The 25867-nt window shown below is 65.7% G+C and carries 23 protein-coding genes; all 23 read right to left on the bottom strand.

The window, feature by feature from the left end; genetic code table 11:
* Window positions 1–10 precede the first annotated feature (10 nt).
* The 23 genes from traF to EBN1_RS18640 all read right to left on the bottom strand — a co-directional run bounded on the left by traF (window position 11) and on the right by EBN1_RS18640 (window position 25859).
* The gene (gene traF, locus EBN1_RS18750) at window positions 11–601 is read right to left on the bottom strand and encodes a conjugative transfer signal peptidase TraF (protein WP_011239557.1); all 591 of its coding nucleotides are present in this window, start codon (window positions 599–601) and stop codon (window positions 11–13) included.
* Window positions 598–978 carry a hypothetical protein gene (locus EBN1_RS18745; protein WP_011239556.1) on the bottom strand — a complete coding sequence of 127 codons (381 nt, stop codon included), beginning with the start codon at window positions 976–978 and terminating at the stop codon, window positions 598–600. The genes traF and EBN1_RS18745 overlap by 4 nt, the downstream gene beginning before the upstream one ends.
* Window positions 975–3533: a type IV secretion system protein TraC gene (traC, locus tag EBN1_RS18740; RefSeq protein ID WP_011239555.1), complete on the bottom strand. Its 2559-nt coding sequence runs from the start codon at window positions 3531–3533 to the stop codon at window positions 975–977. The genes EBN1_RS18745 and traC overlap by 4 nt, the downstream gene beginning before the upstream one ends.
* A gap of 7 nt (window positions 3534–3540) precedes the next feature.
* Window positions 3541–4128 carry a type IV conjugative transfer system lipoprotein TraV gene (gene traV / locus EBN1_RS18735; protein WP_011239554.1) on the bottom strand — a complete coding sequence of 196 codons (588 nt, stop codon included), beginning with the start codon at window positions 4126–4128 and terminating at the stop codon, window positions 3541–3543.
* Complete coding sequence (locus tag EBN1_RS18730; RefSeq protein WP_011239553.1) at window positions 4125–4928, bottom strand: DsbC family protein; 804 nt, start codon at window positions 4926–4928, stop codon at window positions 4125–4127. The genes traV and EBN1_RS18730 overlap by 4 nt, the downstream gene beginning before the upstream one ends.
* On the bottom strand, window positions 4915–6276 hold the full coding sequence (locus EBN1_RS18725; protein WP_011239552.1) for a TraB/TrbI/VirB10 family type IV secretion system protein: 1362 nt from the start codon (window positions 6274–6276) through the stop codon (window positions 4915–4917). The genes EBN1_RS18730 and EBN1_RS18725 overlap by 14 nt, the downstream gene beginning before the upstream one ends.
* Window positions 6273–7097, bottom strand: a complete 825-nt coding sequence (locus EBN1_RS18720) for a type-F conjugative transfer system secretin TraK (RefSeq protein ID WP_241762769.1) — start codon at window positions 7095–7097, stop codon at window positions 6273–6275. The genes EBN1_RS18725 and EBN1_RS18720 overlap by 4 nt, the downstream gene beginning before the upstream one ends.
* A 34-nt stretch (window positions 7098–7131) precedes the next feature.
* Window positions 7132–7698, bottom strand: coding sequence for a type IV conjugative transfer system protein TraE (gene traE, locus EBN1_RS18715; RefSeq protein WP_011239550.1), 567 nt, complete (start codon window positions 7696–7698; stop codon window positions 7132–7134).
* Window positions 7699–7713: 15 nt separating this feature from the next.
* The gene (traL, locus tag EBN1_RS18710) at window positions 7714–8013 is read right to left on the bottom strand and encodes a type IV conjugative transfer system protein TraL (RefSeq protein ID WP_041646594.1); all 300 of its coding nucleotides are present in this window, start codon (window positions 8011–8013) and stop codon (window positions 7714–7716) included.
* A 28-nt stretch (window positions 8014–8041) separates the two neighbouring features.
* On the bottom strand, window positions 8042–8389 hold the full coding sequence (locus tag EBN1_RS18705) for a hypothetical protein (RefSeq protein ID WP_041646593.1): 348 nt from the start codon (window positions 8387–8389) through the stop codon (window positions 8042–8044).
* Window positions 8390–8523: 134 nt separating this feature from the next.
* The gene (locus EBN1_RS18700) at window positions 8524–9204 is read right to left on the bottom strand and encodes an OmpA family protein (protein ID WP_011239548.1); all 681 of its coding nucleotides are present in this window, start codon (window positions 9202–9204) and stop codon (window positions 8524–8526) included.
* Window positions 9201–9737, bottom strand: a complete 537-nt coding sequence (locus EBN1_RS18695; protein ID WP_011239547.1) for a lytic transglycosylase domain-containing protein — start codon at window positions 9735–9737, stop codon at window positions 9201–9203. Before EBN1_RS18695 ends, EBN1_RS18700 begins: the two co-directional genes overlap by 4 nt.
* A gap of 157 nt (window positions 9738–9894) precedes the next feature.
* Complete coding sequence (locus EBN1_RS18690) at window positions 9895–10422, bottom strand: hypothetical protein (RefSeq protein ID WP_011239546.1); 528 nt, start codon at window positions 10420–10422, stop codon at window positions 9895–9897.
* A gap of 119 nt (window positions 10423–10541) precedes the next feature.
* Window positions 10542–11744, bottom strand: a complete 1203-nt coding sequence (gene mcrC / locus EBN1_RS18685) for a 5-methylcytosine-specific restriction endonuclease system specificity protein McrC (RefSeq protein WP_011239545.1) — start codon at window positions 11742–11744, stop codon at window positions 10542–10544.
* Window positions 11744–12652 carry an AAA family ATPase gene (locus EBN1_RS18680; RefSeq protein WP_197531831.1) on the bottom strand — a complete coding sequence of 303 codons (909 nt, stop codon included), beginning with the start codon at window positions 12650–12652 and terminating at the stop codon, window positions 11744–11746. Before EBN1_RS18680 ends, mcrC begins: the two co-directional genes overlap by 1 nt.
* Window positions 12653–13017: 365 nt before the next feature.
* Window positions 13018–14153 (bottom strand): IS3-like element ISAzo18 family transposase gene (locus EBN1_RS18675; protein ID WP_085938645.1). Its coding sequence is split into 2 segments (ribosomal slippage): window positions 13018–13901 and window positions 13901–14153, totalling 1137 coding nucleotides; the frame shifts between segments, so codons are not numbered across the junction.
* 24 nt (window positions 14154–14177) lie between these two features.
* Entirely contained in the window at window positions 14178–14474 is a 297-nt protein-coding gene (locus EBN1_RS18670; RefSeq protein ID WP_011239543.1) for a hypothetical protein, read from the bottom strand.
* A gap of 205 nt (window positions 14475–14679) precedes the next feature.
* Complete coding sequence (locus tag EBN1_RS18665; protein WP_041647651.1) at window positions 14680–16410, bottom strand: UvrD-helicase domain-containing protein; 1731 nt, start codon at window positions 16408–16410, stop codon at window positions 14680–14682.
* 12 nt (window positions 16411–16422) lie between these two features.
* Complete coding sequence (locus EBN1_RS18660; protein WP_011239541.1) at window positions 16423–18249, bottom strand: ATP-dependent nuclease; 1827 nt, start codon at window positions 18247–18249, stop codon at window positions 16423–16425.
* A 22-nt stretch (window positions 18250–18271) separates the two neighbouring features.
* Complete coding sequence (locus EBN1_RS18655) at window positions 18272–19321, bottom strand: nucleotidyl transferase AbiEii/AbiGii toxin family protein (RefSeq protein ID WP_011239540.1); 1050 nt, start codon at window positions 19319–19321, stop codon at window positions 18272–18274.
* Window positions 19290–19886, bottom strand: coding sequence for a DUF6088 family protein (locus EBN1_RS18650; protein ID WP_041646592.1), 597 nt, complete (start codon window positions 19884–19886; stop codon window positions 19290–19292). Before EBN1_RS18650 ends, EBN1_RS18655 begins: the two co-directional genes overlap by 32 nt.
* A gap of 544 nt (window positions 19887–20430) precedes the next feature.
* Window positions 20431–21615 (bottom strand): TIGR02679 family protein, encoded by a 1185-nt coding sequence (locus EBN1_RS18645; protein WP_011239538.1) that lies wholly within the window; start codon window positions 21613–21615, stop codon window positions 20431–20433.
* Entirely contained in the window at window positions 21615–25859 is a 4245-nt protein-coding gene (locus EBN1_RS18640) for a TIGR02680 family protein (protein ID WP_049780314.1), read from the bottom strand. The genes EBN1_RS18645 and EBN1_RS18640 overlap by 1 nt, the downstream gene beginning before the upstream one ends.
* Between the last annotated feature and the right edge of the window lie 8 nt (window positions 25860–25867).

The raw sequence follows: 25867 nt of genomic DNA, 5'->3' as shown, positions 1-25867 counted from the left end.
CGCGCCTCCGTCAGAACAGCGGCACCGCGCGGCCGATCACCTGATCGGCGCGAACCAGGCCGCTCGCGGCATAGCGCGAATCGAAGGAGTCGGGACTGGTGCCTTGCACGTAGAAGTAGCCGGGCGGAATGACCGTGGGCGCGATAGGTGCCAGGGGGCGCCGGTCGTGGGCGTGGGCCTTGGCGACCCCGACCGTCATCCCGTTGATGGCGACGACCCGGCCGCGCACCGTGACCGCATCCCCGGGTAGCCCACGGACGATCTTGAAGAAGGGCTGGCCGCGCAGGCCGGGGTAGTCGGCCTGCGCTCGGCCGTCGAAGGCGAACACCACGTAGTCGCCGCGATGCAGTTCACCGGCATCCTCGACCAGCAGTGCGACCCGGTAAGGCAGGCTGGGCGTCCAGTTGAACAGCACGGGCAGCCGTGGTGTCGCATCGATGAAGAGCCGCACATAGGCGAGGCCCCAGATCGCCAAGACCGGCAGGTAGAGATACCAGCGCCTACGCATGTGGCGCAGGAAGTCGGAGAAATCGTCGAGGGCACGCCGCCCGAGGGAGCGGGTCGCGACTTGCGGTACCACCGGGGAGATCAGTTCTTTCATGGGGTTTCCACCTTTCTGCGCAGTTGGGCGGTCAGGTCGACGGTGTTCGGCGTCGGTCCGGCGACGGCGGTCTTGAGAAGGACCAGGCAGCCGCATTCCCGCGGCAGCTCGTCGAGGGCGGCCGGCAGGCGCTGGGCGAAGGTTTTCGCCGTGGAGAGCGCCTTCTGCCGGTCTTCCTCCGAGTGGGGCTGACTAAGCGTCTTGGTCAGGATCTGGGTGAACTCGGCTTCCTTGGCGCGGTACACCTCGGCCACATCCACCACGCCGATGACCAGGGCCGGCCGCAACACCCAGCGGTCGTATGCCGCGAGCGATGCGGCCACCACGAACAGCGTCACCAAGCCGTGGGCGAGCCAGTGGAGAACGCTCGCTTTCATACCGCGTGCCCCCGGCGCCGCAACAGTTCGCTGATCGCCTCATCGATCGAGAGGCCCCGGGCACGCAACTCGTCGATGGGGGCGTTGTCCTCGAGCTTGTTGGAGAACAGCAGATGGGTGGCCGGATCGAGGATGGCGCGGGCCACGCCTTCGCCCACCGGCGAGGAGATGTAGAGCTCGGAGAAGACGCCGGCCTCGGTGCGCAGCGAGTTCAAGAGGCGCTTTTTCGGCTCGTCCATGGTCAGCCGGCCCTTGCGGTCGAGCATCTCGATGGACTCGGGTTTCTGGCGCAGCAGGAAGACCCAGTCGGAGCAGTTGAAGGCGGCTTCCATCTGGGCCGAGCCATAGAAGTCGTCGGCGCTTTGCGTCGCCGTGCCGAGCGCGCCGCCGTACTTGCGGGCGCGCCGAGCCGCCTCCTCGATCACGGCCGCCTTGACGGGATCGTCGGCGCCGATGTCGCCCAACTGCTGCTTCAGCTCGTCGACGAACAGCACCTTGCGCCGGTTGCGGGTCAGATACATCTCGCCGGTGATCCGGTGCAGCAGCAGGATATTGACTACCGCATGGAGGTCGGGCCGGCGCTTCAGCTCCTCGTTCTCGATGACGATGAAGTCGTTGGAAAAGTCGACGTTGTTGCGGCCCTCGAAGAAGCGCTCGTACTGCCCGCCACGCGCATAGGGGTTGAGCATGATGGCGAGGTCCTTGATGCGCTGATCATTGACCACGCCGAGTTCCTCGATGGTCCCGCCCTTGAAGGCATCGCGCAGTCCCGTGATGCGCAGCCCGTTGCCGTATTCGCGCCAGAGCTTCAAGACCATCGCCGAGATCGCCTTGTACTGGACCTCTTCGAGGGCGTGCTGCATCGAGCACATCTTCGCGATGCCCGGCACCAGCATGTCGATGTCTTCATTGATGTCGACGATGTGGGTGAAGGGGTCGAGGCAGATGTCGACGTCCGGGCGGAACTCGATGTAGGTGCCCTGGGCCTTGCGGCACAGCTTCTCGAAGGAGCGCCCGAGGTCGAGCATCCAGACCTTGGCGCCGATGGCACGGTAGGACCAGGCCATCTCGTTCATCAGCACCGACTTGCCGGAGCCGGGGGCGCCGATGATGGCGAAGTTGTAGTTGCCCAGGTCGTTGTCGAAGATGTCCAGGGTCATCAACTGGCCACGCCGGCCGCCGAAGACCAAGGCGGGGGTGCGCGTGCCGCGCCACTCGGCGATCAGTGGCGCCATGTGGATGGCGTTGGCCATCGTCTTGCGCGTGACCCGGCGCATCTTCACCAGGTCCCTGTGGAACTTCTCGGTCAGCGTCATGGGAAGGCTGGCCAGCAACGCCTGGCGGTGCATGTAGGCGTCGGCGTTGAGCTGAAAACCGCGGCCGCGCCAGATGGCGTTGGCGGCTTCGTGGGCGGCGACCGCTTTGTCTGGGGCTGTGAAGAGCGCCAGCTGGTGGTAGAGGCTCACCAGGCTGCCGCCGGTGTCGATGGCATCCGCCGCGGCCGTCCAGTCGTCCAGCTTCTTTTTCACGTCGGGCATGACGTCGGCCATCTTCGACTTGGCGTTCTGCGTCGCCCGCACATGGTTAGCGGTCACCACCGACTTGGTGACGTTGGGGTCGAGCACATGCACGCCCAGAGTCAGCAGGAAGGGGGCGCTGTACTGCAGCGCCGGCTGCATCAGGTCGCCGATGAGGGAACCCATCTGCCAGAGCGCGAAGCGTTCCGGGAAGCTCTTGATCGAGTAGAAGCGGGCCTCCAGCACGTCGGAGCTCGCTTCCTTCCACAAGGTGAGGCCGCCCGGGTGCGGGTCCTGGATGGTGTCGAAGTCCACGATCTGGTCGCGCAGCTCGCGCCCGTCGTCGTAGTGAAGGTCCGGAGCGTCGGTCTGCGAAATGCGATCCGGGTTGGTGAAGAGGGCGCACCAGTTGATCAGGTCGGCGGCGTCGCAGACACGGTTCGGGAGGGAGGCCGAGCGCAGCGTCGAGGACATCGAGTCGCGCAGCGCCATCAATTCGTCGCGCCGGTTGAGGTCTTCTGCGTCGCCCGGGAAGGCGACGGAGAGCATCAGGCGAAAGTCCCGGATCGTGTAGTGGAAGCCCGCCGTGAGGGACTTCTGCGCGCCCTGCAGCAGGTGGCCGACGCGCTGGCGGGCGAGCTTCCTGAAAAGGTTGCCGTTGCGGGCCGGGCGGCCCCAAGCTTTGGCCTGTTCGGCCTGGGTCGCGTCCTCGACCCGCAAATTGGCGTAGCGGCGCAAGGGCTCGCGCACCTGGGGCGAGGCGAAGAGGTGGAACTGGATGCCGGTGCCGGTCGGGCAGTTGGCGTAGAGCGAGACCAGGACTTCCGCCATGCGCTCGTCGGCGCCGGACTGGGGCATGAGTTCCAGCAGGAAGCCCATGCTGTCGCGGTTGACGAAGATCTTCTCGGCAGAGAGGTAGGCGGAGTAGGGCAGCCAGTTGGCGAACTGCTCGGCCGACGTCTCCACCGGCCGGCCGAAGGGGAAGCGCGGCGCCTCGGGGCGGCGGGGTGTAGGGGTGTCGCGATACGGGGTGCTCATGGCGTCCTCACTGTGCGCGGCTGGCGCCGGGTCCGGTGACGGTTGGCCGCTGCAGCAAGCTCGGCGCGGCCGGCGAGTTGCCTCCGGGGTTCGATTCGGTGGCGGTATCCGGAGCGGATTTGGGCGGTGGCTTCAGTGGCGCATAGGCGTCGCGGATCTGGCGCTGCACGTGGTCGATCAGCCATTGGCCGTTGTCCACCTGCACATACACGTAGCCCTGGTCGTACAGGTCACCGTCCGCGTCTTCCCAAGGCTTGATCCACAGGCGCAGGACGCGGGCCTGCGAGCGCAAGGGGCTGGGCGTCACGCTGGTACCGGCATCGCCGGCCGTTGCAGGAGATGCAGCGCGCGTCGTCGCTTGGGGAGCCCGCTCGTCGGATTCCTCTTGGCGGGCGGCGGGGGAGCGCCGCGCCCGCTGGCTGGGCAGGTTATGATGAAGGGCATTGGCATAGGTGCCAGACACCGAATCGCAGGCGACCCCTTCGGGCGCCTTGCAGGCGTACTTTGAGTCGCCGCCCAGTCCCGACATGTTCATGCAGGCACCCAGAGGGAGGAGCAGGCAGGCCGTGGCGATGCGCAGGATGAGGGTCTTCATGGTTGCCGCTCCGGGATGCCGGCCTGGGCGAGTCGCGCCTTCAATACCGTGCGCCCCACGAAGCCTTCTGTACGCGTGCCATCTGCCCAGACCAGGGTGGGCGTGCCTTGCACGCCGAGGCGGCGGGCCAACTCCAGGTTGCGGGCGATGGGGTGGTCGCAGGTTGCGCCGGGGCTGAGGAGTGTCTCGTCGCCCTGGAGCATCAGGCGCTCCCAGGCCTGCTCACGATCGGCCGCACACCACACCGCGATCGGTTTGGTCTCGCCCTGGAAGGGCACGAGGAAGGTGTAGACGGTGACGTTGTCGAGGCTCGCCAACTCCGGCTCCAACTGCTGGCAGTAGGGGCAGTTGGGATCGCTGAAGACGGCGAGCCGGCGCTCGCCCTTGCCGCGCACCGTCTTGATCGCATCGCCCAGCGGCAACTGGTCGAAGGCAACTGGAGGGATTGGCGTTTGCACGTCGGCAGAGTCTGCCGGGCTGCTGGTGCGCGCGGCCTGCGCCAGCTTCGGGCCGGTGAGGTCCCGCAGGGTCTCGGTGTCGAACAGCCGGCCGAACAGGAAATAGCGCGGGGCGCTCGCCGGGACGTAGGCGACGTTGCCGTCCATCCAGACTTCAAAAAGGCCGGCCACCGGGGAGCGCGTGACCTCGGTGAAGCGCGTGCCGGGATGGGCCTTCTGCAAGGCGGTCAGGAGGCGGGATTCGTCAGACGTCGCGGCGAGCGCCGGCGGGAATGCGCCCGCGAACGCCGTGATCAGCGCGATCGCCGCGAGGCGGCCGCGCACGGCTTCAGTAGTTGCCATCGTCGGAGGTCTCCAGGTAGCGGGTTTCGGGAGAGGCGGGGAAGCGCGATGCCGGGGCGGCATTCGCGGCCATCGGCACGTCGATGCGCACGCCCTTGGTGATCACCACGTCGATCTCGCGGCCGGCATCGACCTCGATGACCGGGAAGGTGTTCTCGGCGAGCTTGATGTAGTACTGGGCCAGGCGGTCCAGCGCCTTGCCGACCCCGGTGCCGAGGCCGGCACGGTAGGCTTCGGCACCGGTGGCGCTGGCGACAGTGCCCAGCGCCGAGGTGCTGTATTCAGTCGACGAGGTCGCCAGGCCCTGGCCGATCCCGCTCACCACGCCGGCCAGCAGCGCATTGGCGAGCATCTGCCCCTGCTTGGTGACCAGGCGCCCGCGCATGCCGACCTTGCCGTCCTCGCCGTAGACGCTGCCCTGGATCTTCACTTCCAGCGTGGCGCCGTCGGCCCGCACGCAGGACAGGCTCTCGGTGCGCAGATAGGCGCGCTCGGAGCTGATGTCGCCGTAGCCGGCCGCGATCACGAAGCACTCGCGGTATTCGCCGCGGAAGCGATTCGGTAGCACGCTGTTGTCCGAGAGGCGGATCAGCACCGGGTGGGGGTTGGCCTGGGACTGGCCGCCGGTGGGCGCATCGAGCCCGCCCAACAAGGTGCCGCGCGTGAAACTCACCGGCAGAAAGGTGGAGAGGGTAGGTGGGGTCAGCGCCCCGGCGCCCGACGCCAAGGCCGTTTCTGTGTTCGACGTCGCTCGGGAACCGGTGCTGACCCCGGATCGATCGTTCAGGGAGATGCGGGTGATCGTGGGTATGGCCGGCGCGATCGCGGGTGGGGGCAGATTCCCCGGGGCGCCGGGAGGCATCGCGCCCGCCGATACTGCCTTGGGCGGCGGTGGCGCCGGCGGCATGGATGTCGGCGGATCTGCCGGCTTCGGCGGAGCCGGTGTGGCGGCGGCCTGTTGGGCCGAGGTGAGCCGTTGTTCCAGCTCCGCGAAGCGCTGCAGGGTCTTCGCCTCGAAGGCCTGGCGGTCCTTGTTGAGCCGTGCTTGCTCCTCGCGCTCGGCTTCGTACTGGGCGAGCTTGCGTCCTGCCGTGCCGACCCATTGGTCCACCGGGTTGACCTGGCCGCCGGGCGGCATGACGCCTATGTTGGTGACGGTGCCGGGTTGCCCAGCGGCAGTGCGGGCCTCGCCGTTCCTGGCACTGGAGCCGGTGAAGGCGAAGATCAGCCAGAGGATGCCGACGCCGCCGGCGACGATGGTCCCCAGCATCGCGTACTGGCGCTGCTTGGGCGACAGGCGTTCCGCCAGGGCGCGCAGGGCGTGGGCGGGTTGGCGCGGCGCGTTCATCGCCCACCTCCGCGCCGGATCACGTAAACGCTGGTGCTCTCGCCGGGGCGCAGGTTGTGGTGCTCGATGGCGATTCCGGCGACCTCACCGCCGTCTCGGTCGAACTCCTGCTCCGCCAACACCATGGGTTCGGTGCCGACGTTCTGCAGCAGGAACTTCTCCCCGATGAGACCGCGCCCCTCGTACTGGCGTACCAACGAGAAGCGCACTTCCGTCCAAAGCTGGATCGTGCGGTGGGCTTCCTCCACCTGGACGTCCGCCGGCACACGGTCCGTGGTCATCGCCACCAGCAGGGCCTTCATCGCCCGGATGGGATTCGGCGACGGCCCGGCCGCCGCCTGAGCCGCCCCCGTCGCCCTGAACGCCTTGGGCGTCTTGTCGCGGATGACGATGGTGTCGGCTGGGGTGTCGGCACGGCGCAACAGCAGCGTGTAGGTGGCGTCGGCCGACGAGACGAACAGGTTGACCGGCTTTGCCGAGTCGCCCACCGGGCGGATATAGACCTCGCCCTTGTCGCGGTCGCACTCCAGCACGATCTCGCCGCCCGGATTGATCGTCGGCAGGCCGGCCCCGGGCGCCGTGGTGCCGGGGTTCGTGGGCAGCGCCGGAGACGGGCCGCAGTTGCTCGACAGAATGTTGCCGAATACGTCGGTGATCGGCGCGTTCTCGATGCGGATGCGCGTCGGCTCCTTGATCGAGAGGATGGCTTCGACGGAAACGCCGTCGCTGGCCTCGACGAGCTGCAGGGCATGGACGGGCGCTGCCAGGATCACCGCGGCGACCGTAGCGATCGCCGACAATGCCTGTCCGATGCGCTGCACTGGTAGCGGTGTCGTGGCTGGATGACTTGCTGATCTATTTGCTCGCATAGGGCACCTCCTTGAAGGCCTTCAGGTGCATGCGCGCGCCGGCATAGCTGAACTCGATCAGGTAGGCCTTGAGTTCGTTGGCCGTCTCGAAGCCGTTGACCAGGGTGCGCAGGCGCCCGCGAATGACGACGCTCTGCGCCGCCTCGCTGGGGACGAGTTGCTGGGGCGCGAACACGGTGGCCGCGTTGATGCGCTTCAGGCGCTCGGCCTCCACTTCCTGCCGCGTCTTGAGCGGGCCGTACTGCTCGGGCTCGACGTAGCCCAAGAGGACGCCCTTCTTCCAGTCGATCGACGCCGGCGTTACGTCGAGGATCAGCCAGGCGATGAAGCTGCCCATCTGCTCTAGATATTCGTGGCTGGCCTGGTCGCGGGTGACCCAGAAAGTCTGGTTGAGGGCGGGCGGCACGACGACCGTGCGCACCGTTCCCAGCAGATTGAGGATGACCACCAGGGCAAGGATCTGGCCGGCAGCCAGCACGCCGACCGCCAGGCCGAGCCCGCGATTGCGGCGCCGCATCTCCTTGATGTCGCCGTTGAGCCGTTCGAAGTCCATGGGCGCTCTCCGGGCTCAACCGACCATGCGGCGAAGGTGCGAGGGCGGGGTGGCCCGCATCGCGGTCAGGGGGCTCGCGGGCAGATGCCAGTACAGCCAGTGGATGGCATAGGCCGGGTGCTTGTCTGCCTTCAGCCGCGAGATCCAGCGCGAGAGGAAGATGCCCGTCGCCAGGCAGATGGCGAAGGACATCCTCGTGCCGGACAGGTAGCCGACGAAGAACATGAGAACGACCGGCGCCGCGACATCGACGTCCCAGAAGCCGATCTTCCACTGGTCGTCCAGACGACGGGGAATGTAGGTGTCGGTGCGCATGCCGGTTTCCCAGGGGTCGAGGCAGGCGTCAGACCACCGCGCCCATGATCGCGCCGGCGATCACCAGGCCGACGGCGCCGAAGATGGCGAGGCCGACGTAGAACAGAACGGGACCGAAGTTGCGCAGCGCGGAGAGAGAAATCAGCGCGACGACGAAGCCGATGAAGCCGACCAGCGCCTTGATTCCCGGCCCCAGATCGGCGAGCTGGGTCAGGGCCGAGGTGAGCGGTCCGGTGATGCCGGTGAAGGCGACCAGGTCCAGGGCGTAGCCGGGGAAGGCGGCACCGAGGCCGAGCACGATGGTCGCGAACAGCATCGCGACGGTCGCCGGCTTGCGCGAAGAAACGCGGGGAGCAATGAGCACTGCAGTGTTCATGAAAACCTCCGGGAATGGATTGAGCGTTGAACGGGGGTAGGGGAGACGGGTGGGCGTGTGAGGGCGCCGGCGGGTGGGAGCGCGAGCGCTCGACGGGTGAAGGAGTTCGAGATCGGCGAACGACCGGCACGAGGTCATGGCTGGTGCTCCTCGTTCATCTGGAAGACCACCTCGACCCGGCGGTTCTGGGCGCGCCCGGCCAGGGTGTCGTTCGGGGCGATGAAGCAGCACGCGCCACGGGCGCGCAGGGTCAGCGTCGCGGCCAGCGCCGGATGCGTCCTGCGAAGGTGGTCGCGAACCGCGAGGGCGCGCGCCAGGGCGAGGTCCTGGTTGAACGCCAGGGGCCCCGTGCTATCGGTGCGGCCGATGATCGTGATGCGGCGCACTTGGAGTAGATCGTCCATGGCCGCATTCAGCTGGGAACGCGCGGCGCGGCTCAGCTTCGCGCTGCCCAGGGCGAACTGCACAATGACCGTGCGCGAGGACGGCGCCGTCGTCGCAGGAGCGGGCTGCACGGGGGTGGGCGCGACGGGTTCGGCTGGGGCGGGTGACGCGGCAGGGTCGATCGACTGCTTGGGCGCTTCGGTGGCCAGGCTCTTGGGCGTGCGCGTGGGGCAGGCTGGGGGCACGCACTGCGCGAACACGGCGTCGCGGCCGAAGTCGAGTTGGGCCAACCGTGCGGGTGCTGTCGGGTGCCGTCCGGTTGTGGAATCGAGCGGCTCCTGCGCGCGGAACAGGCTGCACGACGCTGCAAGGGCCGTGCAGCAGCCGACAACGGCGAGCCAACCGGTGCGACGCATAACGCGAGCCATCATGGCGAGACCCTCGCCGACATTAGGCCGGGGGTCGCCACCGTCGATACCGTCTGCGAACTCGAGCGTGGGCCGCGTTGCCGAGGCAACTGGCGGTACACCCGCCAGGCGTATTTGGCGCGGGCCTCGGCGCAGTCCTGGCCCCTGAGTTGCGAGCAGGCCGCGTTGTAGGCGCCGACGGCATCCCACGTCGCGCCTCGCCGCGAAAAACTGTCCGCGAGCAGCCAGGCACCGACATGGATGTTGGTGCAGGGCTCGAAGAGATCGGCTTCCCGGATACCGTGACGGGATAGGGTCCGCAGGTGTCCGCTGTTGATCTGCATGAGCCCGATGTCGTAGGACCCGGTGCGCCGGACGTGTGAGCGATTGACCGCCAGGGGATTCAGGTTCGACTCGACCCGGGCAATGGCATAGAGCAGGTCGGCCGAGATGCCGTAGCGCTTGGCAGCCTCCTCCCAGCAGGCTTGCGCCCCGGTGGGCGCGAGCGCCAGGAAGGCGAAGGCAGCCAGGGCAGCAAATTGCGGCAGTCGACCCATGGATCACCTCTCCAAACGAAACCGGAACGGCCCGCAGGGAAGCGGGCAGCGAGGTCTGGGCCGTCGGCGGTGCGCAGACGGTCAGGGTCGGGTTCGGGTCGGTCCGGCGTCTGGCCGGGCGAGGTGAGCGAGCGGGTCAGGAACGGGTAGATGCCGATCAGGAACAACCGTTGAGGTGAGCGAAACCTCGACCGGGCGGCGCATCCCACCCGTGATGGGCTCTTTCGGCCATGTTGCGGCGCGCCTGCTGCAGAATGGCGGCACCTGACGGATCCGCTGTCCGGCACAGGGCGACGCAGGCCGTCGTCAGTTGGTCGAGTTGAAACTTGGGGTTGGGGTGTCGGTTGGCGGGGGAACGTTGTAGCTCCAACAGCAACTGGTACTGCTGCCGCCACATCGATTCACGGCGGCGCGGTGTCTGGGGAGATCGAAGAATGAGTTCGGTCCCGAGAAACTGGAAGATGCACGCAGACGCATCCTGGCGCGTGAAGACAAGCGAGACGCAGGAACTGATGAGGTCCGGGAAGCGGAACGTCGGTGACACGTTCTTGTCGCTGCGCAGCAGGCTGTAGAGCCAGTCGTGTTCCTCGAGCCACAGTCGCGTTTCGACGATGTCCTGCCGATCGATTCTTGGTGACTCAGACTTGGCCTTGCTCGGATATTCCTTCGGCGTATCGATGAGCATGATGTTGACCTCGGGTCGATGGCTGTCGATCGCTGCTGCAATCGTATGGCTCGAAGAGTAGGTCTTGCCGGCTTGAGGAGTCTCCCAGGAATGAAGGCCTTCTGAGGGGGGTTTCGGTATCAGTGCGAGGTCGAGGTGTCGATGCTGATTCTGCCCATGATTTTCACGAACCCGTCGTCACTGACTGGATTGGCTCGCAGAGTCGCAGTTGGCTCGCAGAGTCGCAGCAGTTGCGATCGAATGTCCGCCGGCGACGCCGTCAAATTCACGGTGGCAAACCGAATATGGTGTCCTTGGATCACCACCGTCTCGTCGACCATCTGACCGATCGCTGGATGCAGCAACAACCCGCTGGCGCAATCGGCAAGCGCCTCGCCGCGCCCCACCTGAGAACGCAAGTAGGCATAGATCTGGTACACATAGCCGCTACGCAGGGTTTCCTCACGGTACCAGCCAGTTGTCACGATCGACGTGAACTTAGTGTCGATGACGATCCGCCGTCCAGATGACGGATGGTCGAGCACGACATCGGTTCGCATCGTCGGCAGGATCTTTTCGATCCCAGCAGTCTTCTGCTCAATCTGCCAGCCCATAGTGCCGCCGCACAGCACCCGCCATCCTCGTGGGCTCAACACCACGTCGTAGAACCCGCCCACCGCTCGCTCGAACAGTCGACGTACCCAGGTCGCTTCACGATCCGGTAAAGAGAGCACATTCGCGCCCGATGCCTCCGTGGGAAGCGCCAGATCGAACGCCAGCTTCGCAGCTGCCACCATGAACCGGTCGTCCACATCGTTACGGCCAAAACGATCTGTGCTCATTTGGGCCCGTGTCGGCGCATCGCCAGATACACCCATTGCTTTCATGCCGCTTGCAAGTGACCGGCACCGATGGGCAACGTCCTTCCTCCGCACGACCCTGGATACGGATTCCAAAGCTGCACGGACAAAGCGATTACGCGGGGTGTCGATGGTGAGCTCGTCGAACCGGCATGCCACCAAACCCCGATCCAGCAATTGATGACGCTCGGTGGCCAGAACATCGATGCGACCACGCACGCGGTTGAGCACGGCGTCACGAGATCGATAGCCGAGACTTAAGCGACGACGCTGTCGAACCTCAACCGCATGGGCAAGAATCTCGGCGACCAGGTCTGGCAGCTCGTCCGGGCTGTCTTCCAGACCGACCTTGCCGATACCGTGAGTGCGGAACAGGTCCGAGGCATAGAGCATCAGCAGCCAGATGTTGCGCACCGGAATGTGTCCGATGAACCCCTCAGCAGTCGCGGACGAATCTTCTGCCTCTTCTGCGACAGCGTTCATCACCAGCCCTGCGTCAGCCGTGCAATTGCCTTTTGTGCTTCGTCGGGCGCGTCGAACCAATATTCATCCAACAGCGGGCCGATCTCCGTCTCCACGATCTGCCGGAACCAGTTCTTCGTGTCTCCTGCTTCCAGCCGATGCGCAGGTGTGACATAGCTGTGGCCAATCCGGAACTGCTTACCAAGACGCGCATCCGCCGCGATTTGGTCGTTCAGCTCGGCGATTCGGCGTTCGATATCCGCCACCAGGGCTGGATCGACAGCACACTCCTTGACCACCCAATCCCGCCAAGCAGGGCTCAACCTCGGCTCCAGTCCAACGAAAGCAAAGCGGCGACGCAGTGCCAGATCGACCAGCGCAAGTGATCGGTCGGCGATGTTCATGGTGCCGACCACATAGAGATTCTCGGGAATGTGGACGGGACGACGCTTGCCATCTGCATCGGGATAGCAGAGTTCCAAGGCCTCGTTGGGCGTGCGTTTCCCAGCCTCCAGCAGCGTCAACAGCTCCCCGAAGATCTGCGCCGGGTTGCCACGGTTGATCTCCTCGATCACCACTACAAACCTAGCGGACGGGTCTTTGCTCGCAGCCTTGATCGCCTCCATGAAAACGCCGTCCGCCAGCGACAACTTGCCTTCGCCGGTCGGGCGCCAGCCCCGAACGAAGTCCTCGTAGGACAGGTTGGGATGGAACTGCACAGCGCGGACCTTGCTGTCGTCCTTCTGTCCCATCAACGCAAACGCCAGCCGCTTGGCGAGCCAGGTCTTGCCCGTGCCCGGAGGGCCCTGAAGGATCAAGTTCTTCTTGGTGCGCAGCCGATCGAGCAGCAGATCGATCTCGGGCCGCTCGAGGAAGCATCCGTCCTTGAGAATGTCCTCGACCGAATACGGAACGATCGGCGCAGCCACTTGGACGGCTTCGCCAACCTCACCTACAGCTGCCTGATCCTCCGCGACATCATCGACAAGATTACCGGCTGGAACAGCCTCGTCGGCGGGATCTTTGTAGAGCCAGGAAGCCAGAGACAGAGAGGTGGCCCCGATTGTCTGGACAGGGAATCCGGTTCGATAAGTGGAGCCTTGCCGGTTAGGGCCGGGGGCCCGAGGTCTGGGTTGGTTTTGACTTTCTCATATTTTATAAAAATCGGTTCGAGCTCGGTGGAGCTTGTGGGCGAAGGGCTGCGCGGTGGGAAAGTCGTCAGACTTTTCCACGGCAAGCGGCCCGGTGCGCGAAGCGCATCGTCCATAAATCCACGGAGCCAGCCTTTGTGCCGTCATGCCGCCAGCGGCGTCTCATCGCGGAGCGCGCCGAAGTACGCCTGGTCGGGGGTGCGCCCGTCGTGAGCGCGGTGCGGCCGGCGTTCGTTGTAGAAGCGCAGGTAGGCGCCCAGGTGGGCCTTGGCCTCGGCGACGCTGTCATAGGCCTTGAGGTACACCTCTTCGTATTTCACGCTCTTCCACAGCCGCTCGACGAAGACGTTGTCGCGCCAGCAGCCCTTGCCGTCCATGCTGATCTGGATGCCGTTGTCTTTGAGCAGGTCGGTGAAATCGGTGCTGGTGAACTGGCATCCCTGATCGGTGTTGAAGATCTCCGGGCGGCCGTAGCGATGCAGCGCTTCGCGCACCGCATCGAGGCAGAAGTCGGTGGTCAGCGTGTTCGACAGCCGCCACGCCAGCACTCGGCGCGAGGACCAATCGATGATGGCGAACAGATACACGAAACCCTTGCGCATCGGGATGTAGGTGATGTCGGCGGCCCACGCCTGGTTGGGGCGTTCGATCTTCAGATCCCGCAGCAGGTACGGATAGATCTCGTCACCGCGGCGGCGCCGGGACGTGTTGGGCTTGCGATAGAGCGCCTCGATGCCCATGCGGCGCATCAGCGTGCCGACGTGCTTGCGCCCGATCGCATGCCCCTCGGCGCGCAGCAAATCCCGCAGCATCCGCGCTCCGGCAAACGGGTGCTCGAGATGCAGTTCGTCCATCCGGCGCATCAGCGCCAGATCGTGCGCCGACACTTCTCGCGGCGTGTAGTACATCGACGAGCGCGCCAGACGCAGAATCCGGCATTGCTGCGTCAGCGGCAGTTCATGGGTGCGGTCGATCATTTTCTTGCGCTCAGCAGGCCCGCCTTGGTGAGCGCGCTTTCTAAAAAATCATTCTCCAGCGTCAGCTGCCCGATCTTGGCGTGCAGCTTCGTCAGATCCGGTGCGGCGGTCGCGGTCGCCGAGGCGTCACCGAACACGTGCGCGGCGCGCTCCATCAACTGGCTCTTCCAGTCGGCGATCTGGTTCGGATGGACGTCGAACTGCTGCGCCAGCTCGGCCAGCGTCTTGTCTCCTTTGAGCGCGGCCACCGCCACTTGCGCCTTGAACGCCGGCGAGTGGTTTCGCCGTTTCCTTCTCGTCATGCTCTTGCTCCATTTCAGGGCCGCTCACGCGGCCATCGCTGGGGCAAGGCTACCACCTATCCGGCTGTCCGAATTTCCGGGGCCCGCTCTTTGTGCCTTGAGGTCGTAGGTCTTCTCGGTGGGCAGTTGGCGAAAGTGCGAGCGCCGGCGTAGCTTGCCGTTTTCAAAGGAGGGGCTTACCCAGGTTACCATCTGCTGAATAGCGCCCGGTGCAACAAGCGGCCACAGTTTGCGGGCGTGCTCGCGGCTGCGGACCTCGCGTGCGGTAACGCGCATCTGAAAGAGCCCCTTTCGGGAAAAGACGACGACTGCTTCATCCATGGTCGAATTGCACTCCGGAGATAGTTGCGTCGCCGTCACGTGTCCAGAAGAACTTCCGACTAGCTACATCAAGCCTCAGGCCAGGATCACCAGGGTCGCGACCGTCGCTAATCGATGAGTTCATCGGGACATCCTGGGCGCGTGTATTTGGAATGAGTGCTCGATCATTGGCGCGGCCGTGTCGCGCGAGTCAAGAGTTCAGTTGCTATAGACGATGTCCCGTCATCAACTCGGATGGTCGGTACATGTCAGTCAACATCAAGACATGGTGTCGAGCTCGAGTGATACCGACGCGCAGCAGCCGCCGGCAGCGCGGATGCGGCGCGTCCTCAGGACAAAAAATCAACGGGCTGCTGTTTGGGTCATCGAAGATGATCACCGCGTCGAACTCCTTGCCCTTGGACTTGTGCACTGTCATCACCTGGATGCCGTGCAGATCATTGCCGCCCGACAGCAGTTGGTCTTCCGCCAGCGCGGCATCCAAGGCGGTCCGAGCATTGCAATAATTCCCCTGCGACTGCCACAAGTCAGTAAGACTGCTGGCGATGCGTCGACCACGCTGGAACGCGACCAATTGTTCTGCGTCATTGGCGATGCTTTCGAGCGGGTTGGCGCCAGCCTCGCGCAAAATGCGTCGCGCCTCGATCCAGTCCCGTTTGGGCTCGCCCGAGAAATTATGGACACGTAGGGTGCGCAATGCGTCCAGCAACTTCGCAGCAACACCATTGGCGCGCGGCGCTGTCCCCGCGCGGCTTTGCGTGGCGCTTATCGCTAGGCGTTGCGCTTGCGACAAGTTTCCATTACCGCCACGCGCGCGGAATACCGCCGCCGCCAGGTCCAGTGCATCGGCGAGATCGGTTAGTTCCGCTGACTCCGCTGGGCGCGGCTCAAGCAGGAAGGCGACCATCCGGCTCGACAGCAGAACCGACGCTTCATCTATCATTACGCGGTGCGGGATACTCTTGTTGGTGCCGTCGCCATTTAGGGCGCGCGAAATGATGTTGACACCGCGGCCCCAGGTCGCCAGCAGCGCCAAGTTTTCGACATCGTTTGGCGTGGCCGCTGCCTTGGCCTTTTGGATCGCAATGCCGACGGCCGAACGGATCGCTGCATCCCGTCTGTCGGCGTTCGCCCGGAAGTTCATACGCGAGACGCCTTGGTATGCGGCGCCGCGTGGCGTTCCGAGCAGCATGTCATTGGCAAAGGTAACGATTTCGGAGTTGGGACTGCGATGGTTTTGGCCCTGCAAATCCACCCGCAATGGTTGAAGCGCCTCCATGATATGCGTGATTCGTTCCGAACTCACCCCAGGTCGGAAGTCGTAGATTTGTTGATCCAGATCGGCGAGACAGACCAACTGTGTGTTTTCGGACAGCAACCGCACACACTGCCATTGATCGTCGGCCGTATCCTGCGCTTCATCGACCACGATCATCGGATGACGGCAGGAGAAGAGCGAACGTAGGCGCGCGCTCGCGGCCAGTAATGCATGGGCCTTGGTCGAGAACAAATCGAACGCCACCAAGCCTTCCTTGCGGAACAGGCGCTCGCGCTCCGTCGCCCAGTTGCCTCCCTCGCTCTCAAACTGATGACGCATGGCAGTCTCGTCGTGGGGGAGCAGCAGGCGAAGCCGCCTGGGCGCACCCAGCAGGTAACCATAGGCTTTGAGAATCTCCCAGAAGAACGAATGGAAAGTCTGGATCGAGAGTTTGCTTTGCGAGGCCTTGGGCAACTGAGCCTTGCTGGCTTCGACGACGCGGGCCACCGCCGCCCGAGAAAAGCTGAGGAACAGCACTGTCTGGCCCGGCGGCAGACCCACTGCGATGAGGCGCTGGGCCTTCGCCAGGGCTATCGTTGTCTTGCCGCTGCCAGGGCCGCCGGTGACGAGGACTGGCCCTATCGCGTCTAGCACACTCTGCCGCTGCGGACAGATCACAAGCGCCAAGGGTCAATCTCCCGCAGCGACGGCAGTGTCTTCCTGTTCGATCGCAGGATCGGCGGGCGCTTCGGCGACGGCGGTCAGTCTTCGTTTCGGCTTGGGGTAGCGCTGGTAGATTTCGCCGAGAAAGCCCGTGATGGTGGGCGGAAGTTCACCCACGGCGCACAGTTCGAGTAGCCGCGCGGCGCCACCTTCGCCCTTCAACCCCTTGAGCGCCTTGACGGCAAGGGCGCGCACGGCATCATCGATGGGCCGTACAACGGGTATGCCAAAGCGACCTTCGCTGTCTTCGTTGCGCAGTAGCTCCAGAAACTGCCATTGGCGATCCAGTGGCGTTTCCTCGGCCATCAACATCTCAGCGCCTTTCTGCGTGATCTCCTTGGTAATTGCGTAGGTGCCTTGCAGGGCGATGATTTCCTGGTCCGTGCGCTTCTTCCGATCAAAGAACGCGAAGGCGGGGATGCCGATCTCTTTGAAGAAGGCGCCCAGCTTCTCCAGGTTGCCATCGCCATCCGCATTGATCACGCTAATCCCCGCGACATCAAGAGGGAAGAGGTCGAGGTTGTGCTCCTCCAGCTTGTGCGCAACGAGCAGCAGCGCATCCTGTTCCGTGATGCCTTCACCGACGATCACGCCGCGGCCGAGCATGGCTTCGGCAATCGCGCGGCGGAAGTTCTGGCGATAGTTCTTCGCTTTCATGCCCGCCGGCAGCTTGATCACGACACCGGACAGTTCGCCTTGATCATTGCGATCGAGTTTAACGATGCCTTCGGGCTCGAAGCGCTCGATGACATATGGTGAATGCGACGTGACGAAGCACTGGGAGGTCTCTTCGAGTAGATAGTTGGCAATGCGGCGCTGCGTGTGCGGAGGCAACGCGATCTCGGGCTCTTCCATCGCGAAAATCACGTTGTCCTTCTTGAGGTCGGCGATGAAAGTCAACAGTGCTAGCACCAAGGTGTTTAGCGTTCCCGTGCCGGACTGCTGAAACGGCACGGCAGCTTCGCCTTGGCCCATCGTCAAGAAAAAGGCGATGGTTTTACGTAGATGTTCGCGTGTGAGTTGGGAAACAAACAGGCGCGTCGAACGGCCTTCACCGCTCGGCGCGATATATTCGGCTAGACGCGCTTCGATTTCGTCCAGAACGGGACCCAACTCGGTTGCATCGGCGTCGATCGGCGGGTTAAGCACAGCCAGGCGTTTGCGGATGCTCTCCCACATGCCCTTACGGGCTTCCTTCATTCGGAGGATGTTGTCGAGCAAGGTGCCGCGTTCGAGACTCAGGGCTCGTGACCCTGTGCGGATGGTGCGTAGGTAGAGGAAGCCAATGGCTCGCTTCACGCGAGTCGGGATGGACTTAGGTTCTTCGTCGGGCTCTTCATTGGTGCGACCATAGATCGTTCGGGCGACGAACTGGTCTTCGTCGATGTCGTAGCGTCCGACGGTGACTAGGCGCAGACAGAGCTCGACCTGGGGGTCGTCGGCCGCAGCGATCTCACCTTCAGTCAGCAGACGCTTTTCGCTTGTGTGCCAGAACTCCAGATTTGCCGCGCATAGAGTCTTGATGTCATCGGTGAGGTCGACGAGGATAGCTTCGATGCGCAATGGAACGATCGTCTCGCCGTCATCAGCGAGGTAGTTGGCATTGCGAAAATCGAACTCCTCGACGGGAGGCGTACGGTTCAGCCGATCCGGTCCGAGCACAAGGTCAAGCGCCTCGCAGATCGTGCTCTTGCCAACATTGTTGCCACCGATCAGGAGGGTATGCCCAGAGAAGTGCAGCACGGCATTGGCAATGCCGCGGAAGTTCTCGATGGACAGTCGCGACACGCGCATGGTCTCCCCTTTGTGTCTGGTGTTATGGTTTAGCCGCCTGATTCACCTGCTCTTGAATGTCGCTGCAGACCTGCATGAGTTGATCGAAGGCGAGAGATTCGCCAAGCATCATGCCGTCTCCGATCATGGCCGCATAGTCTTCTTGTAATGCATCGCGCACCGCGCCTTCAGGAACGATGCGCAGATTGCCGGTCACCGCCGATTTGTAGTTGATGACGAGGCCGTCGGTATCCTTCTCAAGAAAGAAGAATGCCTTGTGGTCGGCGACTGCCGCCGCTACAGCGCGGTCGGTGATGACCTCATCGCAGTATCGACTGCGCGCGATGGCCGCCAGGTCGTGCCAATGACGCGCGTACCGTTCGCCGCGTATCCGTCCCTGCGAACAGAAGACGTGCGCCGCGGTTGCCTTTTCCCAGAAGGTGCGCGCCACGCTCATCACCACGGGACGGGCGGTCGGGAACGAAACATCTTCGACATGCCCCTCCATGTCGCAGACAACGGGCAGCGCCTGATGCGGCTCGCCGGTAGCGCGGCCGCCGAATTCCAGCGTCACGACCGTTTGAACATAGCCGCTGCTGGGCTTGAGCGCGGGGTAGTGCAGCAGCAGTTTGTCGTTTTCCTCGCCACCCACTTCCAGCCGTGCCTGCAACTGGTCACGTGCCAGGGCGGCCTCGAGGACGGGGCGCACGTTCGTGGCGATCCATTCCGGCAAGCGCTCCCGCACGGCGCGGGTCCATTTGCCGGCCTGGCTGCGGCTCGACGGCAAGAAACCTTCGCTGCCCACCAGGTCCGGAATGAGCTTGCGGATGTCGCAGGTGAGGTCGATGTCCTCGGAGAAGCGGTCGATGACTTGGTACGCCTTGGACAGCGAGGTGCCGCCCTTGAACGTCAGGTCGGCGGCGAGCACCGAGTCGAAGAGGGCACCAAGCGTCCAGACGACCCACACGTCCTTTTCAAGGAGAAGCGTTGGCCGCTGCGTCTTTTCGCGGATGATCTCCAGAACCTCGCGCTGGTCGTCTTGGCAGAGCCGCAGGAAGGCGTCACCAACGCGCTGCTTCCTCGCCAATCGCACGCGCCATCCACGACGGTAGCGCCGCACGGGAGGATTCAAGGATCTGCCATTCCGCCGACGGAAGTGAACGGTGCAGCGTTGCCAGTGACTTGCTGGCATGCGTCGGGCCCAGCCAAGCCAGGGCGCGCACCGCCGCGCCGGCCGGACCGGCGCCCAAAGCCAGCATCCAGCGAGGCACATGCTTCACCACGATCTCGGAGCGGCCGAGCTTGAGCTTTCGAGTTCGCCCGGAGGTCAGGTAGACCTCACGAACCGGCACCTGCTGGGTGAGACCCAGAGTATTCGCCGCGATGGCGCCGTGGGGGGCGACCACTTCACCGCTTTGGGCTGCCAGCGCTTCGATCACTTTCTCTGGTGCCGGCGCGCGCGTGCCGAAGCGGCTGGAGACTGGCGCGACATATGCGCCGCGCGCGACCCGCAACAGCTTGCCCTCTTTAGTCAGCCTGGAGAGCGCCTGATCGACCGCAGCCCGCGTACCCATGTGTAGAAACTCCTTGGGCGACAGCAAACCTCCCTCTGGCAGGGATCGGGCGTGGAGCAGGATGGTTTCGGGCAGCGTGTTCATGATGCTTCGTCTGTAAGAAGCATACATCAGTTTCTGACATCCCGCACGGACTCTTGCTCGTCGCCATGAGCGGCAATCTCCTATATCATCAAAATTATCAGGGTGTTCGGCGCGTTCCGGGGCTTCAACCGACCCTGCAGCCCTCGGCCCTGATCGCATTGATGACTGGAGCAACCACCTCACAAGAGCGCTCGTTCTCTGACGGTAAACATGACGGTAGACGCTCTTATGGGCAAACACAAAGCTAGGTTTTATGCGGGTTTCCGGTCCTCGGAAATAATCGAGTGGGAGTGATTTGAGTCTCGTACTGTCTCGCACTAGACGGCAATAAACCACGTAAGCCCGCGTCACTGCGGGCTTTTTTGTTATTTGCGTCCGGTATTGCCATGCACCGCAAAGCACCAGCAAGGAGTGGATACCAAGCTGCGCAACCTCAAGGTGCCGCTGCCACGCGAAACGGCAAGACGCCTTGCCGATGCGTTCTCGGTGCTGGCGGACGCGTTGCGGGGCAAGAGGTGACCGGGGGAGGGCCTTTGAGCACAAATCAGTGTCGCAGGTCATCAAGCAGCACGTCGGCGAGCCCTTCCTCGTCGATCGCCAGCCGTTCGGTGAGCATCGCGCCGGCGAGTGTGTCATCCCACAGCGCGCTGACGGCGTCGTCGTCCAGGGGGCGACCGGGGCGTGGCGCGCCGACGACGGCGGCGCGATAGTCGGCGGTCGAAAAGCGCCACGGCCGGGCGTCGTGCTCGCGGATCATCTGGTTGCCGATGCGCAGGCCCGGCCAGTCGAAGTCGCCGTGGTAATGCAGCATCGCTCCGGCGGCACGCAGTTGGGTGAGCAGGACGCGCTGGGCGGCGGCCGGCATGCCGTCGGTGCACACCAACGGCGCGCAGTCCGGCCCCAACTGGTCGGCGGCGATCGCGAGCAGGTTCGGGTTCTCGCAGACGAAGACCGGGCGGCCCGTGACGGCCCAGTCTGGTGGCGAACGCAGCAGGCGGCGCAGGGAGAGATAGGCCGGTTCGCCCGGTTCGGCGCCCGTCGGCCCGGGGAGGTTGAGGGCCAGGGCCGGCCGTGCGAGTTCGTTGACCAGCACGCCGGCTGCGGCCCACAGCTCGCGCGTGCGTTCGCCTTCGAGCTCGGCTGCGGCGCCATGACGCAGCGCCGTGAGAACCAGGGTAGCGACCGGGCTGCCGGCATCGAGCGCATGGGCATCGCCGAGCGCGGCAACGGCCAGTTGCGCGCGCGGGATGCCCGCTGCGGGCAGCCGCCGCAGCACCCGATCCGTGTCGTGGATGAGGCGGGTACCGGCCTCGGGCCGGCTGCCACACACCCGCTTCAGCAGCCCGAGTCCGACGGGAGTCAGCAGGGCGGAACGCAGGCCGGGGTGTTCGCAGTCTTCGACCAGCCGTTGCCATTGCGAGCGTAGTTGCAGGCGTTGGGCCGCCAAGTCGATGATCGGCCCGTCGAGTTGCTCGAGCGCATCGCGCAAGGAGGCGGCGAGACCGGCACGCGCGAGCGCCGTGTCGATTTCCGCCACATTGATCTGCATCGATCGCACGTGGCGCGCGGGGCGGCCGGCGAGTGCGGCGAGCGCCGCGTGTTCGGCTTCGTTCAGTGCACCGAGACGCAGAACACCCGTCGATGCGCCGCGCTCATAGCGTTGGCGCAGCCGCTTGCGCAGACCCGCGAGGGCGTGGCCGCCCAGCAGTCGTTGAAGGCGGGAATCCATTAGACCTCTCGCCGGGCCGCCCCAAGGGAGGTCGACGCCCCCTCGGGGGGCAGCGAACGAAGTGAGCGTGGGGGCAGTTCACTCTCAGTCGGAAAACGTCGATCCGGATCGTCTTCACGCCGGCGCGCCCGGCCATCCCAGGTCCAACGCGACACATGGACCGCGTCGATGCCCTCGCGCCGCTGCAGCTGGCAGATCGCCACGCCGGGCAGCTCGGCGTAGCAGGCCCATTCCCGCTCGCTGGTGATGACGAAGTCGAGGTCGAATTCGCGGATCAGACCCATGCAATGCGCGCGGGCGGCATCGTCGATGCCGGCAAAGGCTTCGTCGAGCAGCACCAGGCGGGGCGCAAAGACGTAGCTCGCCTGGCTGTAGAAGCTCGACACGGCGGCGAAGAGCGGCACCGTCAGGCCGAGCGCGCGTTCGCCGCTCGAGGCCGGGCCGGAGAGCGGACGCCACTGCCCGTCCTGCCAGCGCTGGACGCGAAAGCGATGCCAGCGCCGGTAGTCGAGCGCCTGGGCGAGTTGGTCGAGCAGGCTGCCGCCGACCGCGTCGGCCTTCAGGCGCTCGGCGGCGATGCGCTGGTGCAGCATCTCGCCGACCACCCGCCGGTCCTCGGCCGACCACAGGTCGGTGCTGGTGTTGAGCAGGCGTTTGCGCGCGGCCTCCAGACCGACGGGTGCGCCTTCGCCGCCTTCGGGCAGCGGCTGCCACAAGAGGCGGAACTTGACTCCCGTGGATGTCGGGCGCTTGGAGAGCTCCTTGTTGATCGCATCGACCTGCCGCTCGGCCGCCTGCAGGAGCCGCTGCACTTCGGCGGCGATCTCCGCCTGGAGGTGGTTTTCGAGCAGAGTGCGCTCGCGCGCCGTCAACAGCTCGCGGCGCTGGGCGATCTCGGTATCGAGCCGGGCGGTGAGCTGGTCGGGGCGCTCGGGACGGTTCTGGTAAATGACGCTGACAACCATGCCGTAGTCACTGGTGTCGGCCTGGGCCTGCTGGCCGAGCGCAGTGAGGGTGCGCCCGAGTTCGCCGTAGTCGTGGGAGATCTGGTTCTGGATGCGCGTCCAGGCCTCGTCGTCGTCCGCCACTTGCGCCAGGGCCTGCTCGGTGCGGCGGGCCAGCGTGAGCGCCGGCTCGATCGTCCATGGCGCACGCAGGTCGGGCAGTTCGACCTCGGGCAGCGCCGCAGACAGCAAGCCGGTGGCAGCAAAGCTCTGCAGCTGTGTGATGGCACGTTGGCGGGCGTCGGCGCGTTCCTGCAGGGTGGCGTCGGCGTCGAGCACCTTCTGTTCGCCGCGGGCGCGTGCCTCGCCGGCGGTGCGCAGGGATTCGCCTGCGGCCTTCACATGGCGATCGCCGTCGCTCACTGCGGCGCGTGCCTCGCGCAGCCGCTTCTGCAATTCATCGACCTGCGCGCCGATCGATTCGCGCAAGGTGGCCAGCCGCACCTGAGCCTCGTCGGCCTGCCGGCGGCGCTCGGTGAGGTGCTCGGCGCGCCGGAGGGCGTCGGCTTCGGTTTCGCGTGTCCGCTCTTGCTGGCGGGCCAGTTCGGTTGCCGCCAGGCGCAATTCCTGCACGGCCTGGAATAGCCCGTGCAGGGTCTCGCCGAAATGCAGCAGTGCGGCGCCGACGGCTTCCAGTGCCGCGGCGTCGGTGGGCAGGCGCAGGTCGGCCGCGTCGGCTGCCAGCGCATCGCGGCGGCTTTGCAAGGCGTCGCTGGCTGCGCGCAGCTGGCGATCGGCTTCGTCGAGCCGGTTCTTCGCAGTCTGGAACTCGCGCTCGCGGGCTGCGGCGTCGGCGTGGGCGGCGCGCAGGCTCTCGTCGGACGGTGCACCCTGCCATTCGGCGGCCGCCCGCTCCTGCTGCCGGGCGAGCTCGGCCAGCGCGTCGTCGGTCCGGCGCGATGCGTCGGCGATCTCGCCCAGGCGAAGATCGATCTCGGCGAGCCGTCGCGCACGTGCGGCGGTGCGGGCAGCGTAGCCGATGTAGGTGGCCTGCGGTTTGGCCCACGCCCCCGCCAAGGCGCCGAGGCGAAAGCGGCCGTCGGGGGCAAGCCAGCCTTCGGCCCGGCCGTCGTCGTGCGCGGAGCAGGCAATGCCTTCGAGCAGCCGCGTCAGCAGCGCGGCGTCGACGACGGGCACTGCGGCAACGGCGGACGGGGCGAGCCACGCGGCGAGCGAGGCGCCCTGGTGCGGTCGTTCCGTCCACTGGGTGTCGTGCAGGGGCGGCGCACCCTCGGCTGCCTGCAGTCGTCCATCAGCGGTGACCCAGGCGTCGAGGAGTCCTGCCGCTTCGAGCGCAGCTTCGAGGCCGGCGCGCTGGGCGGCGTCGACGTGCTCGCGAAAATCGACCAGCTGCCATAGCGGCGCGCCCGCACGTTGCTTTCGCGCCTCGGCGGTGCGGGTATACGGCGGCGGCGGAGCGGCGTCTTCGCCCTGGGCGAGCCGCTCGTGCTCGGTGTGCAGCGCCGCTTGCTCGTCGTGCAGGATTTTCTGCGCGACGAGGTGCCCGGCGCGCTGCTGGGCCAGATGGTCGGCGGCGCGCTGCTGGGCGGACGACAAGGCGACACGGGCCGGGTTGTCGCCTTGCAGGCCGGCGACCCATGAGGCCAGGGCGGGCAGCGGCGGCTCAGCCACCTGCAGCACCTGCAGGTTCGCGAAGTGCGCCTGCCAGGCATCGACGACGCGGCTGCCTTCGGTCTCGATCGCGGCGTCGGCGGCGCTCCGGCGGGCGGCGGCCGCTTCGGCTTCGTCCAGGCGTTCGTCACGGGCCTGCTGCCGGCCTGCGTGGGTGGCCTCGGCCTGCGCCACTTCGCTGACGCGGCGCTGTACCAAGGCGAGCTGTTCGCGTCGAACCTGTGTTACCTGGCGCAGATCCTGGCGCGCGGTGTCGAGGGGGAGGTCGCCGAGCGTCGCCAGTTCGGCCGCCGGTAGCGCCGCCAGCGGATTCACTCGCCACGGCTCGCCTATGCCACTGGCCAGCGCCGCCGCGGCGACGCCCTCGCGTGCCGTGGCGAGGGACTCTTCGGCCTGTGTCCGGCGCGCGCCGCGTTCGTCGAGCGCCCGCTGTTCGCGCTCGAGGCGGGCCGTTGCCTCGGCGCTCATGCGCGTCGCATCGGCGAGGTCGGCGGTTCGCGCCACGGCGTCGCGCTCGGCCTGGTTCAGGCGATTCGCGTCCTTCATCGCCGGGTCGGACTGCAGCTGGTCGAGGCGGGTGCGGCCGGCGAGCAGTGCGGCCTCCGCGGCATCGAGGCGGCTCTGCGCCTGCGCCTCGGCGTGCTGCGCGGCCTGCAAGTCGGTGCGCGCCTCGTTGAGGCTGCGGCTGGCGGTGTCATAGCCGCTCTGCGCGCTGCGCAGGCCGCGGGCCTGGCGCCGCGCGTTGATCGCGGCGTAACGCTGGTAGCGCTGGTTGAACTGGCCGACGGCCTTCGCGAGCGCTTCGTAATCCTGCAGCTCGCAGCGGTATTCCTCGAGCTGGTTGAGGGCGTCGGCGACGTCGGTCAGCAGTTCGGCCGACAGCGGTGGCAGCGCCTCGGTCAGCGCGTCGGATAGGTTGCCTTCGTCGGGTTTCTTGGACAGTTGCGGCTGGCGCAACTGGACCAGGGTGTCCATCAGGGCCGCATAACGGACGGCGCCGAGCTGGAACAGGCGCTCGTCGACCGCGCGGCGGTATGCGGTGGCGGTATCGAACATCTGGCCGTGCTCGTGCAATGCTTCTTTCAGCCGCTCGCGCGTGAGCACGTTGCGCGCCGGGCTGGTGAGCCACAGGTCTTCGCCGATGCGTCGCTTTTCGAGGACGAAGAACCACGCATCGACCTGTGCCCTTGCCGCTGCCGCCGAGAGGCCGCAGCCGAGAGTCAGATAGTGGGCTTCGCCATCGTCGGCGATGCGGCCGAACTCGATCCAGGCATAGCCGATACGGCGGTCGAGCTTGCCGAGCAGCAGGTTCCACGCCATCTTCTTGCCGGCGTCGCCATCGGGTTCGATACGCGAGGGCTTGAGCTGGGCATCGAACAGGAAGGGCAGGGTCAGCGACAGCACCTTGGACTTGCCCGTGCCGTTGTTGCCGCGCAGCAGCAGGTGGCCGTCACGGAACCAGAATTCCTCGCTGTCGTAGTGGAACAGCTCGACAAGGCCGAGGCGCAAGGGTTGCCAGCGGACCAGCGTCGGGCGCGGCAGTGCAGGGCGAGCGTCGGTCGTCGGGAGATCGGATGGGGCGTCGAGCAAGGTATCCAGCGTATCCATGGGACAGG

Source organism: Aromatoleum aromaticum EbN1 (assembly GCF_000025965.1).
Classification (GTDB): Bacteria; Pseudomonadota; Gammaproteobacteria; order Burkholderiales; family Rhodocyclaceae; genus Aromatoleum; species Aromatoleum aromaticum.
The sequence above is the reverse complement of the archived record's forward strand: the minus strand, read 5'-3'. Positions and strand labels throughout refer to the sequence as shown.

Excerpts from the sequence above, each read along its gene's own strand:
- traF (WP_011239557.1), bottom strand. The coding sequence starts at position 601 with ATGAAAGAACTGATCTCCCCGGTGGTACCGCAAGTCGCGACCCGCTCC.
- EBN1_RS18745 (WP_011239556.1), bottom strand. The coding sequence starts at position 978 with ATGAAAGCGAGCGTTCTCCACTGGCTCGCCCACGGCTTGGTGACGCTG.
- traC (WP_011239555.1), bottom strand. The coding sequence starts at position 3,533 with ATGAGCACCCCGTATCGCGACACCCCTACACCCCGCCGCCCCGAGGCG.
- traV (WP_011239554.1), bottom strand. The coding sequence starts at position 4,128 with ATGAAGACCCTCATCCTGCGCATCGCCACGGCCTGCCTGCTCCTCCCT.
- EBN1_RS18730 (WP_011239553.1), bottom strand. The coding sequence starts at position 4,928 with ATGGCAACTACTGAAGCCGTGCGCGGCCGCCTCGCGGCGATCGCGCTG.
- EBN1_RS18725 (WP_011239552.1), bottom strand. The coding sequence starts at position 6,276 with ATGAACGCGCCGCGCCAACCCGCCCACGCCCTGCGCGCCCTGGCGGAA.
- traE (WP_011239550.1), bottom strand. The coding sequence starts at position 7,698 with ATGGACTTCGAACGGCTCAACGGCGACATCAAGGAGATGCGGCGCCGC.
- traL (WP_041646594.1), bottom strand. The coding sequence starts at position 8,013 with ATGCGCACCGACACCTACATTCCCCGTCGTCTGGACGACCAGTGGAAG.
- EBN1_RS18705 (WP_041646593.1), bottom strand. The coding sequence starts at position 8,389 with ATGAACACTGCAGTGCTCATTGCTCCCCGCGTTTCTTCGCGCAAGCCG.
- EBN1_RS18700 (WP_011239548.1), bottom strand. The coding sequence starts at position 9,204 with ATGATGGCTCGCGTTATGCGTCGCACCGGTTGGCTCGCCGTTGTCGGC.
- EBN1_RS18695 (WP_011239547.1), bottom strand. The coding sequence starts at position 9,737 with ATGGGTCGACTGCCGCAATTTGCTGCCCTGGCTGCCTTCGCCTTCCTG.
- EBN1_RS18690 (WP_011239546.1), bottom strand. The coding sequence starts at position 10,422 with ATGCTCATCGATACGCCGAAGGAATATCCGAGCAAGGCCAAGTCTGAG.
- mcrC (WP_011239545.1), bottom strand. The coding sequence starts at position 11,744 with ATGAACGCTGTCGCAGAAGAGGCAGAAGATTCGTCCGCGACTGCTGAG.
- EBN1_RS18670 (WP_011239543.1), bottom strand. The coding sequence starts at position 14,474 with ATGGATGAAGCAGTCGTCGTCTTTTCCCGAAAGGGGCTCTTTCAGATG.
- EBN1_RS18660 (WP_011239541.1), bottom strand. The coding sequence starts at position 18,249 with ATGCGCGTGTCGCGACTGTCCATCGAGAACTTCCGCGGCATTGCCAAT.
- EBN1_RS18650 (WP_041646592.1), bottom strand. The coding sequence starts at position 19,886 with ATGAACACGCTGCCCGAAACCATCCTGCTCCACGCCCGATCCCTGCCA.
- EBN1_RS18645 (WP_011239538.1), bottom strand. The coding sequence starts at position 21,615 with ATGGATTCCCGCCTTCAACGACTGCTGGGCGGCCACGCCCTCGCGGGT.
- EBN1_RS18640 (WP_049780314.1), bottom strand. The coding sequence starts at position 25,859 with ATGGATACGCTGGATACCTTGCTCGACGCCCCATCCGATCTCCCGACG.